The sequence below is a fragment of the Nocardia sp. NPDC052254 genome (assembly GCF_040679495.1).
Lineage (GTDB): Bacteria > Actinomycetota > Actinomycetes > Mycobacteriales > Mycobacteriaceae > Nocardia.
The window spans coordinates 253,634-266,970 of record NZ_JBFAUW010000010.1 but is presented as its reverse complement, the minus strand read 5'-3'; the positions used below and the strand labels follow the sequence as shown (position 1 = coordinate 266,970).

At 68.2% G+C, this 13,337-nt stretch carries 12 protein-coding genes; 6 read left to right on the top strand and 6 right to left on the bottom strand.

All coding sequences use genetic code 11. From position 1 onward, the window contains the following. Positions 1–35: 35 nt before the first annotated feature. Positions 36–662 carry a hypothetical protein gene (locus tag AB0L57_RS24455; protein ID WP_364966379.1) on the top strand — a complete coding sequence of 209 codons (627 nt, stop codon included), beginning with the start codon at positions 36–38 and terminating at the stop codon, positions 660–662. On the opposite strand, the gene AB0L57_RS24450 is transcribed toward AB0L57_RS24455, so the two are convergent. The 3 genes from AB0L57_RS24450 to AB0L57_RS24440 all read right to left on the bottom strand — a co-directional run bounded on the left by AB0L57_RS24450 (position 596) and on the right by AB0L57_RS24440 (position 4,678). Further along, complete coding sequence (locus AB0L57_RS24450) at positions 596–2,086, bottom strand: amino acid permease (RefSeq protein ID WP_364966376.1); 1,491 nt, start codon at positions 2,084–2,086, stop codon at positions 596–598. The genes AB0L57_RS24455 and AB0L57_RS24450 overlap by 67 nt on opposite strands. 88 nt (positions 2,087–2,174) lie before the next feature. Then, positions 2,175–3,329, bottom strand: coding sequence for a phosphotransferase (locus tag AB0L57_RS24445; protein ID WP_364966373.1), 1,155 nt, complete (start codon positions 3,327–3,329; stop codon positions 2,175–2,177). Beyond that, entirely contained in the window at positions 3,326–4,678 is a 1,353-nt protein-coding gene (locus tag AB0L57_RS24440; RefSeq protein WP_364966370.1) for a cytosine permease, read from the bottom strand. Before AB0L57_RS24440 ends, AB0L57_RS24445 begins: the two co-directional genes overlap by 4 nt. 78 nt (positions 4,679–4,756) lie before the next feature. On the opposite strand from AB0L57_RS24440, the gene AB0L57_RS24435 reads away from it, so the two are divergent. The 3 genes from AB0L57_RS24435 (at position 4,757) to AB0L57_RS24425 (ending at position 8,592) form a co-directional block, all read left to right on the top strand. Further along, entirely contained in the window at positions 4,757–6,061 is a 1,305-nt protein-coding gene (locus AB0L57_RS24435) for a glycosyltransferase 87 family protein (RefSeq protein ID WP_364966367.1), read from the top strand. A 136-nt stretch (positions 6,062–6,197) separates the two neighbouring features. Continuing rightward, positions 6,198–7,061 (top strand): hypothetical protein, encoded by an 864-nt coding sequence (locus AB0L57_RS24430; protein WP_364966364.1) that lies wholly within the window; start codon positions 6,198–6,200, stop codon positions 7,059–7,061. Between the two features lie 103 nt (positions 7,062–7,164). Further along, positions 7,165–8,592: an amidase gene (locus AB0L57_RS24425; protein WP_364966361.1), complete on the top strand. Its 1,428-nt coding sequence runs from the start codon at positions 7,165–7,167 to the stop codon at positions 8,590–8,592. On the opposite strand, the gene AB0L57_RS24420 is transcribed toward AB0L57_RS24425, so the two are convergent. Further along, entirely contained in the window at positions 8,593–9,417 is an 825-nt protein-coding gene (locus AB0L57_RS24420) for an alpha/beta hydrolase (RefSeq protein WP_364966358.1), read from the bottom strand. Positions 9,418–9,556: 139 nt separating this feature from the next. Between AB0L57_RS24420 and AB0L57_RS24415 the strand changes: the two genes are divergently transcribed. Continuing rightward, entirely contained in the window at positions 9,557–10,417 is an 861-nt protein-coding gene (locus AB0L57_RS24415; RefSeq protein ID WP_364966355.1) for a DUF1266 domain-containing protein, read from the top strand. Between the two features lie 12 nt (positions 10,418–10,429). Here AB0L57_RS24415 and AB0L57_RS24410 read toward each other — a convergent pair whose 3' ends face one another. Next, positions 10,430–11,347 carry a hypothetical protein gene (locus AB0L57_RS24410; protein ID WP_364966352.1) on the bottom strand — a complete coding sequence of 306 codons (918 nt, stop codon included), beginning with the start codon at positions 11,345–11,347 and terminating at the stop codon, positions 10,430–10,432. 374 nt (positions 11,348–11,721) lie between these two features. On the opposite strand from AB0L57_RS24410, the gene AB0L57_RS24405 reads away from it, so the two are divergent. After that, positions 11,722–12,705: a phosphatase PAP2 family protein gene (locus AB0L57_RS24405; RefSeq protein ID WP_364966349.1), complete on the top strand. Its 984-nt coding sequence runs from the start codon at positions 11,722–11,724 to the stop codon at positions 12,703–12,705. Positions 12,706–12,744: 39 nt separating this feature from the next. Here the strand turns inward: AB0L57_RS24405 and AB0L57_RS24400 are convergent, their stop codons facing one another. Continuing rightward, positions 12,745–13,107, bottom strand: a complete 363-nt coding sequence (locus AB0L57_RS24400) for a nuclear transport factor 2 family protein (protein ID WP_364966346.1) — start codon at positions 13,105–13,107, stop codon at positions 12,745–12,747. Between the last annotated feature and the right edge of the window lie 230 nt (positions 13,108–13,337).

The following is a 13,337-nucleotide window of genomic DNA, read 5'->3' as shown; positions in this document are numbered from 1 at the left end:
GCGGACGGGGACGGCAGGAAAGCGGGTAGGTGCCGATGGCTACGACTGCGCAATTGCGAGCCGCACTGGCGGTGTTGCGAGCCGATACCGAGACGGCCGTGCGGCAGGCCGGAATCCGGGACAGATCGGGAACCGATCCCATCGGGGCCGAACACGCTCTGCTCGCGGGTTTGCTGTACCGCCTGATGGGCGACGATGTCCGGCGTTCGCTGACCGGTGCACCGGATCTGTCCAGCTTGGAGGAACGCGCGCGGGCGGCCGGGCCCGGCACCGCGAAATACGCCTCCGACGATCCGGCGCAGCGCCGGGAGCATTGCGCCCGGGCACATTTCGAGGCGTACTGGCTCGCCGACCGGGTGGCCGGACTGCACTTCACCACCGCGCCACCGGCCGCGGCACTACAGGCCGCCGCGCACGCCGCGGAGGCCACCCGCACCCTGTTGCGCATCCACTGCGATTCCCTGCGACCCACACCTCCCCAGAGCGCGGAGGTGAACTGGGAGACGGTTCTCGACCAGCTCGATCACGCCCGTTCCCTGGTCCGGGCCGCGGCCGCCGCACCGCGATCCGGTTCGGGCACGGCGGTTTCCGGCGCTCAGTCCGGGGCGTCCGCCGAGGCGGGGGCCGGACCGGTGCGCAGTACCGAATGCCGCACGCCGTAGGAGAAGTAGACGACCAGTCCGATCACCATCCAGACCACGAACCGCAGCCAGGTCTCCACCGACAGGTTGAGCATCAGCCACAGGCAGGCCAGCACACCGAGGATCGGCACCAGCGGTACCAGCGGCACCCGGAAACCGCGCGGCAGATCGGGACGGGTGCGGCGCAGGATGATCACACCGAGCGACACCAGCACGAAGGCGAACAACGTGCCGATGTTGACCATTTCCTCGAGCGTGCCGAAATTGACGAAGCCGGCCAGCACCGCACACACCAGGCCGACACCGAGGGTGATGGTCACGGGAGTCCCGAAGCGGCCGGTGCGGGCCAGCCGCCGAGGCAGCAGGCCGTCGCGCGCCATCGCGAACAGCACGCGGGTCTGGCCCAGGTACAACACCATCACGACCGTGGTCAGACCGGCCAGGGCGCCGACGGAGATGACGTTCTTCGCCCAGGTCACCCCGTGCAACCCGAAGGCGGTGGCGAGAGTGGCGTCGTCGCCGGCCAATTCGGTGTAGGGCACCATGCCGGTCAGCACGATCGTCACCGCCACGTAGAGAATCGTGACGATCACCAGCGATCCCAGGATGCCGCGCGGCACATTGCGCTGCGGATTCTTGGTCTCCTCGGCGGTGGTGGCCACGACGTCGAATCCGATGAACGCGAAGAACACCAGACTGGCCGCGGCCAGCAGCCCATACCAGCCGAAGGTGCTGTTACCGGCACCGGTGAGCCACGAGAACAGCGTCTGGTGCAGCCCCTCCCCCGCACTGCCCGGCTGCGACGGCGGAATGAACGGCTTCAGGTTCGAGGGCTTGAAGTAGGTGATGCCCACGACCAGCACCACCGCGATCACGGCCAGCTTGATCGCCACCGCGATCGCCGAGACCCGCGAGGACACCTTGGTGCCGATCGCCAGCAGGACGGCCAGGATGGCGATCAACAGAGTGGCGCCCCAGTCGAATTCGACCGATCCGATGTGCACGATCGGCGAGCGCGAGCCCATCACCTCGCCCAGATACTGCGACCACCCCTTCGCGACCACCGATGCGGCGAGGGCGAATTCGAGGATGAGGTCCCAGCCGATGATCCACGCGGCCAGCTCGCCGAAGGTGGCGTAGGAGAAGGTGTACGCGCTACCGGCGACCGGGACGGTGGAAGCGAATTCGGCGTAACACAGGGCGGTGAGCCCGCAGGCCACGGCGGCGAAGACGAAGGCCAGCGATACCGACGGCCCCGCCACATTGCCCGCGGTGCGCGCGGTGAGGGTGAAGATGCCCGCGCCGACCACCACCGCCACACCGAAAACGGTGAGGTCCCAGGCGGTCAGGTCCTTGCGGAGTTTGGAATCGGGCTCGTCGGTGTCCCGGATGGATTGTTCGACCGATTTGGTTCGCAGCAGGCCACCCCATCGGGGGTTCCGCACCGATCCGGCCGTATCCTGCGTTGGCGTCGGCTCAGCCACACCCGTCTCCTCCGTTGTCACCGATCCCCCGTGACCCGCAGTGAGCAACCTAACAGCACTCGATGCTGAGTCCTCGCAGCATGGTCGTGAAGGCGTTGCCCTCGGCCGATGCGGCCCATACCGAACGACCAAGGAAATGTTTACGGTAAGCGATCCGGGCGGCGCTCACCTGCCGACGAGGCGGAATCGTGAGAAAGTAATCCATTTCGGACAATTCATATGCGATATGGACCAGCGGGAAGATATCCGGCAGCAATGCCCGCTCGGCCGCATCGAGGGGGCGAATCTCGTTGTAGCCACGCAGAAATGCGGTCAGTTGCTCGGTGCGGACCCGGAGCCGACCCGTTCCCAGCCAATCCACTGCGAAGCGTTCGATGGCGGTGGCCAGGTCGAACACCGCCAGCGTGCGATTGGCCAAGCCGAAATCCAGTACCGTGGCGACCTCGGTACCCGTCCAGAGCAGATTCGTCGGATGCCAGTCGTTGTGTGTCCACAGCGGCGGCAGGGACGCGATCCGGTCGGCGAAGTTCCGGCTCCGATCGGCCAGCGGCTCCCAGTCCCGGCGCCAATCCAGTTCCGCCAGAAAGCGGCCGACCTCGGGGCGCGCGGCGCAGTAGCGCTCGATGGTGACGATCGGATCCGCACAGACCGCGGCGCGCAGCGGCCACGGCGGCCGTTCGGGTGCGTCGAATCCGGCGGCGGCCCGGTGCAGGCGGGCGAGTGCGGCACCGGCGGCGGCCGCTTCGCGCGTCGAGCGGTAAGGGCTCCAGGAGAATTCGTCGCGATAGCGGTCCTCGCCCCCGCCGAGTTCCTGGATCTCGTAGGTGAACTCACCACGCTCCAGCGCACGCATTCGCGGAACAGGAATGCCATGTGCGCGCAGGTGATCGGCGAAGGCGTGTTCGGGCGCGAGGGCACGCGGATCTCGCAGTGCCGACGGCAGGCGTTTGACCACGACCCGGGTACCGCCGGGCAGGCGGATGCGGGCCGTGGCGGACAGCGGCCGCCGGCTGTGCCACTCGATGACCGGGCCGGACTCCTCGCCCCGCACGGCCGGCCCGGACCATTCGCCGGATGGCGCGCCGGAATCGGAGAGCACCGCCGCGACCTCGGCCGTGCTCAGCGGCGGGAAATCCGGTGCCACCAGCCCGCTTTCCCCCATCGCGAAGACGCGGGTGTCGAGGCCGGGGTCCGGTGTACTCACACCGGCGTCCGGGTCCGCACCCGCTCGATCCGGACCAGCACCGCGGTGCAGCCGGCCGCGACCAGGAACGAATACAGCGACGCCGACGACCACCAGCCCGGATGCACTCCGAGAACATCCTGCACGCGCGACCAGATCCGCGCCCACCACTGCACCGAGCCCGGATTCAGTACCTGATAGACGGCGAAGCCCAGCAGCCACGGCACCAGCAGCAGCGGCCGGGCCGGTGCGGTCTCGGACAGATCCCAGCCCCGCCGGCCCCGGCCGAGGAAGTAGTCGACCACCAGAACCGCGCACAGCGGAACGAACACCGATCCGATCAGCAGCAGGAAGTTGGAGAATCCGGTGAAGTCGTGCACACCGAGTGCCAGCACGGTCGCGATCGCGCCCACCCCCGCGGCGAGGACGCGGCGATCCACCCGGGGCAGCAGATTCTGCAGCGACATGGCGGTGGAGTACACGTTGGCGAAGGACTGATCGGATTCGCGCAGGACCAGGACAGCGAAGAACAGCCAGCCCGCCGCGATGCCGAGGAAGGTGTCGAAGATCCGCTCGGGATCGCCGCCGACCCGCAGCAATGCGACCACACCCAGCAGATAGCACCAGGTCTGAGCCATCGAGTAGCCGACCATGGTGGCGCCGGTGGCCGCCCGCGTACTGCGGGCGTGCCGGGTGTAGTCGGCGGCCAGCGGGACGAACGACACCGCCACCGCAAGGGCGGTGTCCACCCCGGGGAAGAAACCGCTCCACGACGTACCCGACACCGGCGGCAGTGGCTGACGCAGGAACTGAACGGTGAACCAGCCCATGGCGATCACCACCGCGACGGTGACGTACTTGCGCAGAATGTGCAGCACGTTCAACGGCCAGATCGCCATCGCGGTACACAGCACGCCGGCACCGATGATGACCGGAATTCGAGGCAGGTGGCCATGGGTCAGCGCCGCGACCCCGCCGGCGATCACCGTCAGTTCGTACACACCCCATCCGATGCATTGCACGATGTTGGCGACGGTCGGCAGATACGACAGCCGCGTTCCGAACAGGCCGCGGAAGTTCACCATCGCCGGAGCACCGGTCCGCGCACCCACCGCGCCCGCCGCCGCGACCATCGCCGTGCCGAGCACGGTCCCCACCGCGGTCGCGAGCACCGCCGCGATCACCGGCAACTGGGGATGGCCGCTCGGCTGCAGGACGAAGATCGCGCCGGTGAATCCGATGAGGCTGACCCCCAGATTCGCCCAGAACGCGGCTTGATCGCCGAACGAGAGGGTGCGCGGTGGTTCGGTCGTCAGCAGCAGTGGAGCCTCGGCCGAGCCGTCTCCCGGCTGCTCGGGCAGAGTCGTCATAGCGGCACTCATGGTAGCGCCGGTGGAAATTCGCCCCCCGCTTCGCTGTGGGGCTCGGAGTCGGTAACCTCGTCCCGGATGGTTAGCGTCTCCACATCCGCCCCGCCGCTGTCGGGACCGCGTGTGCCGGGAGTCAGGCGATTCGGCCGGCTCGTCTGGCTGGTTCCTGCGCTGCTCGTCGCCGTCAGCGTGTTCTGGCTGCTGCACCCGGTCTGGCCGTTGCAGTCGATCAAGCGGGAATTCATCGATCTGCAGGTGTACCGGCTCGGTGTGCAGGCGATGTGGGACGGCGCCGATATGTACGGCAGCCTGCCGAAGACCACTCTCGGGATCAGTCTGCCGTTCATCTATCCCCCGTTCGCGGCGGTCGCGCTGGGACCGTTCGCGCTGCTGCCGTGGAACACCGCCGCGGTGAGTTTCTTCGTCTGCTCGACGCTGGCCCTGGCGATCACGCTGTATCTGGTGGCCCGGCGGGTCTGGGGCAGTGGCGGTACCGAGGTGGTGCTGTGGGCCAGTGCCTGCGCGATCCCACTGGGACTGCTGCTCGAGCCGGTGCGTTCGACACTGGACTTCGGCCAGGTCAATCTGCTGCTGATGGTGCTGGTGGCGGCCGACTGCCTGCCCAAGCGCACCCGCTGGCCACGGGGTGTCCTGATCGGTATCGCGGCGGCGATCAAGCTGACACCTGCCGCTTTCGTGCTGTATTTCCTGGTTCGGCGTGACTACCGCGCCGCGATCACCGCGGCGATCACCGGCGCGATCGCCACCGGACTCGCCTTCGCCCTGATGCCGCACGAGTCGGTGAAGTACTGGTTCGGCGGTATGGGCAATGTGTCGGGACTCAGCGGTTCGGCCTTCCGCACCAATCAATCCATCCAGGGCGTGCTGGCCCGCTTCCAGGTGCCCGAGCCCGCCTTCACCGCGCTGTGGGGGCTGTTGAGCCTGGCGCTGCTGGCACTGGTGGTGACGGCGATGCGCCGGGCCGTCGCCGATCCCGCACTCGCGCTGGCCTTCAACGCGGTGTTCACACTGCTCGTCTCGCCGATCTCGTGGTCGCATCACTGGGTGTGGATCGCGCCCGGACTGCTCGCCGCGATCGGCGTCGCCACGCGGCTGCCGCGCCGGCAGGCCATGATCTGGTACGCGATCACCGCCGCCACCGCTGTGGTGTTCACCATCGGCCCGCAGAACTGGGAACCCGGGGACGACAATCGCGAATTGCATTGGACGCCCTGGCAGCATCTGATCGGCGACACCTATGTGTGGTTGAGCGTCCTGCTGGTCGCGGTCTACGTGTTCGCCGGACCGCGCCCGTCCAGCCAGGAACCGCTGCTGCCGGATTCGCTGCGGTCGTTGCGTGGCAAGGTGCTCAGCAAATCCTAATCCGACACGCCAGACGCAATCGATCGGTAAATCCCGGGCCACGCATCCGTCAACTGCAGCCGGATACTCGCGACACATCACGCACGATTCACTGACACCCCGGTCACGCAGGATTTTCGTCGTACCGTAGATAGGTATGGACGACAACACGCCGACCGCGGAAGGTGATCCCACCCGTCCCGATCGGCAGCTGATCCAGCGGCGGGAGCAAGCCTGGAGCAACTACCAGCAGGCGTGCGCCGATCTGGCGGGCACTCGCATCCGCGCGAACCTGGACGGCTGGAAGCGCTGGTTCCGGGTGATGCCCGGCGCCGCGGTCGATCAGGCGCAGCGGCGGCGCGATGAGATCCGCGCGGAGCTGGCCCGCAACGGTGTCGGCGCGGACCCCGACCACTGGGGTGTGCTGTCGGGCGGGGACACCGGAACCTTCGGCGGCTGTTTCGGACTCGAGCACACGATCGATCAGCTCACCGAGCGCTACGCCAAGGTCGATTCGCACTGGGTGCGCACCCTGCGCGCAATCGCCCGCACCACCACCGACATTCGCCCGCTGGCCGCCGACGGTGACCGCAGTGCCATCGAGGAGCTCACCGAGCGGGTGCTGCAGGCCGTGCGGATGGCCCCCGACGACGAGGCACGACGCCGGTTGACCGTGCACCTGCCCGGTGATGTGCGACCGGTGCCGGCGGACCCGGCGAGTCTGGTCGAAACCCGAGGTCCGGTCGCGGTGCAGTTCGACATCTACGCCAGCACCATCAAACTCGACCACATCGACGTCGTCCCGCCACTGCGCCGGATGGGCCTGGGCACCGCCACCTTGCGCCACATCTGCCGCACCGCCGACACACACGCGATGCATATCGTCGCGCAGCTGGTCCCGACCTTCCGCGACGACGACTCCGCGGTCCCGATCCTGGCGCGCTGGTTCCGGGAACAGGGGTTCGAGGTCACCGAACGACTGGGCGGACGGGTGGTGCGGGCACCGGCGAGCGTGCGGTAGTACGGCCGCATCCGAATCCGCGCGCCCGGCGGCAGGCGGATGGTAGACCGGACAGGCATGAGTGCGACGCGCGTGGGCGCCGCCGAAAGGAAGTCGATCCCAGATGACACCGCCGGTCACAGCAGAGCCCGTGCACGCCTTCACCGACGACGCGCTCGGAACCCACGACGCCGTCGGATTGGCCGCAGCCATCCGCGCGGGTGAGGTCGGGCGCCGGGAGGTGCTGGAGGCGGCCATCGCCCGGGTGCAACGGGTGAACCCGATCCTGAACGCGGTGCGGGTGGACTGTTTCGACCGGGCGCGGCAGGCGCCGGCGACCTTCGGCGCCTTCGCCGGGGTGCCGAGTTTCGTCAAGGACAACGCCGATGTGGCGGGCCTGCCCACCTGTCACGGCTCGGCGGCCTTCGATCCCCGTCCACGACGGCGCGACAGCGCACCGGCCGCGCAGTTCCTGCGCCAGGGCTTCGTGGTCCTCGGTAAGTCGACACTGCCGGAGTTCGGTCTCACCGCGAGTACCGAATTCGCCGATCGCGACCCGACCCGGAATCCGTGGAACACAGCGCATTCCGTGGGCGCGTCGTCCGGTGGTTCGGCGGCGCTGGTGGCTTCCGGTGCCGTCCCGATCGCCCATGCCAACGACGGCGGCGGCTCGATTCGCATTCCGGCCGCCGCGGCCGGTCTGGTGGGGCTCAAACCCACCCGGTGCCGCATGCTCGATCAGCCGGGCGCTCGGCAACTGCCGGTGAACCTGGTCACCGAGGGTGTGGTGAGCCGGACGGTACGCGATGTCGCACACTATTTCGCCGCCGCCGAAAGGTATCGCCCCGCCGCGAAACTGCCACCGATCGGCCTCGTCGAGGGGCCCAGTGCCCGCCGACTGCGGATCGGGATCGTCCGCGCCGATGTGCGCGGCCACGGTGTACATCCCGACACCGCGGCGGTACTCGATTCGGCGGCAACCGAACTCACCGCACTCGGTCACGAGCTCACCGAGGTCCGGCTCGACATCGATCCGCAGTTCATCGATGATTTCAAGACGTATTGGGCGCTGTTCGCGGTCCTGATGACGACATCGTTCGCGCTCGAACACGGCCGCCGGTTCCATCCGAGCCGGATCGATCCCTTCACCCGCGGGCTGATCGGCCGGATCCGCGGCAATCCGCTCGCCGTGCTGCCCGCGATTCGCCGGCTGCGTCGCGGAACCGCCATCTACGACGCACATTTCACCGAAGTGGACGCGCTGCTGAGCCCGGTGCTGTCCCATCCGGTTCCGGTCCTGGGTGAGCAGTCTCCACGGCAGCCGTTCGACGAACTGTTCGCCAAGCTCATCGATTACGTGGGGTTCACGCCGCTGAACAATATCGGCGGCGGTCCCGCGATCGCGGTTCCGCACGGCCGGATGAGCGGCAATCTGCCCGGCTCGATCCAGCTGTCGGCCGCCCGTGGTGACGAGGCGACCCTCCTGGATCTGGCATATCAGCTCGAGACGACGTGCGGTTTCCCGGCGATCACGGAATCCGGCGCCGGCTGATCACCGTGCGCGGGTGAGGAATTCGCCGATCGCGGGCGCGAGTTCGGCGGCGACCGGATCGTTGCTCACCTCGGGCAGTTCGCGCAGTGTGGCATCGGGCAGCACCTCGGCGATGCGCTCGGCGCCCTTGGTCAGCGCGGGCGCGGAACGGCCACCGATCAGCAACAGCACGGGCGCCTCCAGCGCCGCCCAGTCCTCGGCCCGCAGGGTCTCGCCGCGGCTGAACGGTTTCAGCACCGCGAAATCGTGTGCGGTCGAATCGGCGGTGGCGACCAGCCCTTTCCACACCGACGACAGACGCATCGCCCCCGCGACCGCCATCGGCACCCCCATGATCTTGGTCAGGTAGTACCAGGCCGCGCCCCCGCGCTTTCCCTCGGCGATCCGGGTGCGCAGCTTGCCCTCGGCGTCGGTGGGCGGGACGTGATCCTTGGGATCGACCACGATGGGCGGTTCGAAGGCCACCACATCGGTCACTCCCGGTACGGCGCCCGAACGCGCCGCCAGCAGTGCGAGCACGGCGCCCGAACCCCAGCCCACCAGCGCGGCCGCGCCCCCTTCGACCTCGACCAGCGCCCGCAGATCGGCGATCTCGTTGGCGCTGTCGTAGACCCCGGGCGAATCCGCGCTGTCGCCGCGGCCGCGCCGGTCGTAGTTGATCACCCGCAGGCCGTACTTCTCGGCCAGTGCCTCGGCCAGTGCGACGGTATTGGGTACCTGCCGATAGCCGAACGCACCGCCGATGAGCACGACGGTCCCCGCATCGCCGGAACCGATCCGGTCGAAGGCGATGGTGGTGCCGTCCTGCGACGTCACGGTCTGCATGTCCTGCTCCTTCTCGGCGACCGATGGCTGGGATGCCCAATCGAAGGTACGCGATCGGTTTCCGACGGGTCGGCGAGCGGTCGGCGGTCCGGTCGGTAGGCTCGCACGGACAAGTATTCACAGGTGAGGGGGTGCCGTGGTGACGACGGTCGCCGGAACGCACGGACTGCCGCGCATCAGCGGATTCCCGAGTTCGGATTTCGATGCCGGACCGGACAAGTGGTCGGGCGACGCCGTGTCCGAGGACCGCATCCGCGCACTGGCAATCGGCGCCTACTACGGCCGCAGCTGGAGCGCCTACAACGACTCCGTCGCCTTCCTGCCCGAACACCCCGGTAGTTCCGAGACCCGGTGCGAATCCACCATCGACGGCCTGCACGAATCGTGGGGAATCGATAGCGGCGAGGACGCTCGCGACACCATCGGCCGCCTGCTCAGCGGAATGCACGCGCCTCTGTTCGCGATGGTGCATCCGCTGGCCACCGCGGCCGCCCAGGACACCACCCGGGTCGACCGCACCGGCCTGGCCGACAGTCATCGCGAATTCCTGCACACGCTGTCGGAGGTGCGCGGGTATCGCGGAGTCAACGGGATCGACCGGGATTACGACGCGTGGTTGCAGGCCATCAAATTCGGCATCGTCGACCGCCTGCCGCAACCACTCAACACCGATGCCACCGCCTGGGATCTCTCGCGCATCGTCTTCATCGCCCGCGCCGCCCACACCGCGGGATATCTGGACGAGGACGAGGCGTGGACATTGCTGGGGCGTGGTCTCGCCGAAGCCCAGCAGCACTACCGCAATTGGCGGCAATTCGCCTCCGGCTTCCTCACCGGCGCCATCTTCTGGGCGGCGACCCAGGATCTGGCCGCGGCCAAGGAACAGGTCGACGAACGTCGCGGGATGATCCGCGGATTGCTGATGCGACCGTCGAGTCCGTGGCGGCGGGTGGCCCTGCATCCCGGTGCACCGGTCTTCGGCCTGTCGCCGTTCCACTGACAACGGGTACGGCTACTGCGGCATCGCGCGCAGGATGCCCACGCCCTCCCATTTGAACTGTTCGGTATCCACCATGCCGAGTTTGCGGCGCTCCACCAGCAGCTGCCATTCACCGAACAGGTCCAGTGACGAGGGCCGCGCCATCACGATCGATCCGTCGACATGTTCGATCTCGCAGGCCAGCTGTGCTCCTTGCAGGACCCGCTGCAGATCCGCCCCTTCGGTCGAGACGAATTCCAGATCGGCGTGGCCGTCCGAGACCCGCAGTGTCGCAACCGACCCCGGCGGGGCGGCGAGATCGACCCGATCGATCGCGGCGACCGGTAGCTCGTAGGTCGCGCCGGCGGAGACGAACAGCAGACGCAGGGTGGTGACGACGACCAGCCCCGGTGCGCCCCGATGCCCGGACGGCGCGCATTCGAGGACGTATTCGTCGGGGCGGGCGTAGGCGTGCAGCGCGCCGAGTTCACGGGCGCAGAGTCCAGGAGTGTGCATGCGCTCGGCCGCGCGCGCCACATCGGGGCGGATGGGCCCGTATTGTCCGGGCACCGCACGCGGCGGGATCAGATTCGGCCGCGGCCGCAGGATGCGGCGCATCTCGAGCAGATCGTCACGGATGGCTCGGACGAGCGCCGCCGCCTGCGGAAATACCTCCGGCTCCAGGAATACCGTGGCGGGATTGCGCCGGGTGGGCACGCCGTCGAGCGCGTAGTCGGGTGCGCGGAAGTACAACAGCACCAGCAGATCTCCGGCATCGGATTCGGCCAGGCAGGCCTCGCGCAGATCGCGGACCGCGATATCGAGCGCGATGTCGTCACCGATGCTCAGCGGTGTGGTGGTGATCCGGCCGCCGGAGTATCTGATCGCGGTTCGCCGCCCCCACACCTCCAGCACCGTCACATCCTCCCCATCCGACCCGGTCGCCCTCATCGCGGGCCGATTCTACCGAGCGGGACCCGTGTTCCACGGTATCCGGATACCCCGGGTCAGAGATTGCCGGCGAACATGCTCGCGAGTCCGGTGACACCCGCCAGTGCGGCACTGCCCGTGCTCAATCCGGCGAGAAGGAGTGTGATGATCATGGTCCCGACCTTTCGAACAGCTGCGATACCTCTCGAAAGATACTGCGGCCCATAGCGCTTCACCATGGCCGTGGCGACACTCACGGCCAACTCGCCGCCGATCGACAGCACATTCACAGCTACGGCGTAGCGTCGGCGTGGTAGACGCCCGATCGGGCCCGCGCCACTCCGTAAACCGGATGGGTGTGTCCGGCCCGTGAACGCTAGTGGCACACTGGCCGAATGCTCGGTGTACATCCGGAAACCACCGAAATCGCGGAGCCGACGACGCAGCGGCGGGCGATCCGCTATGCGGTGCGCTTCGCCTACCTGGCGGCTCTGGTCGCGGCGCTCGTCACCGGGTTACTTCCGGGCGGCCGGGTCCAGGAGGCCGCGTGGATGATCGGCGGCGTCCTCGCCTTCACCATCGACCGGCCGCTGCGTCAGCACGTCCGGGTGGTGGCGGACTGGCTGCCGCTCATCGCGGCCCTGATGGTCTACGACTACACCCGCGACCTCGCCGACAAACTCGGCATGCCGCTGCGCATGCACGAACTCGTCACCGCCGATCGCTGGATGTTCGGCGGCACCCTGCCCACCGTCTGGCTGCAGTCGCACCTCGCATCCGACGGTCAGCCGTGGTGGACCCCGATCATCGGCGCCGTCTACACCACGCACTTCATCCTGCCGTGGGCGACGGCGGCCATCTTCTACATCTACTCCCGGCCGCTGTGGGCCCGGTACATGCGCAGGATCCTGCTGCTGTCGTATCTGGCGCTGGTCACCTACATCCTGGTGCCGGCCGCACCGCCCTGGTACGCCTCGCACGAAGGCGCGATTCCGGACCAGGTGCGCCGGATCTCCGGTTTCGGACTGGGGCTCGTGTCACCGGATATCAGCGCGCAGTGGCTCACCGACCACGGCAACTTCGTCGCCGCGCTGCCGTCGCTGCACACCGCGTTCTCGGTCCTGGTCGCGGCCACCCTCTGGCCGCTCACCACACGCTGGTGGCTGCGGGCGATCCTGGTGGCCTATCCGTGCGCGATGGGATTCACCCTGGTCTACGGCGGCGAACACTATGTGCTCGATGTGCTGCTCGGCTGTGTGTATGCCGGGGGCACCATCCTGCTCACCAGGATGTGGGAGAACTGGCGGGCCGGGCGGGCACCGCTGGGACCGTTGCCGTCGGCACTGCCGGAGCGCAGCAGCGAGCCCGCGCCACAGTAGCTTTCGGTCACGACGGCGCGAAGGCCCACCACATCCGGATCACTCGGCCACGGAGGCGTGCGCCGCGACGACCCGCCAGCCGTGCGACGCATCGTATGACCAGGCGCGGGTGTATCGCATCCTGGCCGCGAACGGTGCGCCGTGCACGCTTCCCTCGACGACGCCGAGGAACCACGTCACCCCGGTGGTCCCTTCCACCAGCACCGTGAGCTGCTCTTCCTCGAGTTTGCGCACGACCTGCGCTCCAGTGCGGTGCAACTCGAGATCCTGCGCCTTGGTCATGGTGTCCGCGCCGAGGGTGAAGATCAGCCGATCGTCCAGCAGTGCGTCCAGGGCCCGGACATCACCCGACAGCTGCGCAGCCTGGAGTTGCCGTTCCGCGTCCCGCAAGTCGTTCTCCATGAGCACCATCATGCTGGTGCGCTGCCGTGGCCGCCGGACAGGCGGAACGATGTGATGAGCGTCTCGTCATCGCATGCCCTGCCGTCGATCCGCAGGTGAGAGCTCTCCGTCGGATACCGCACCCCGGCTGCCGGGCGAATAATCGCGTGCTTGTCCGCCGGAATTGCCGGAATACTGGCGCGGCACCGATGAGTTGACGGTGTCACGGTCGTCACGTCTCGTATGACGCC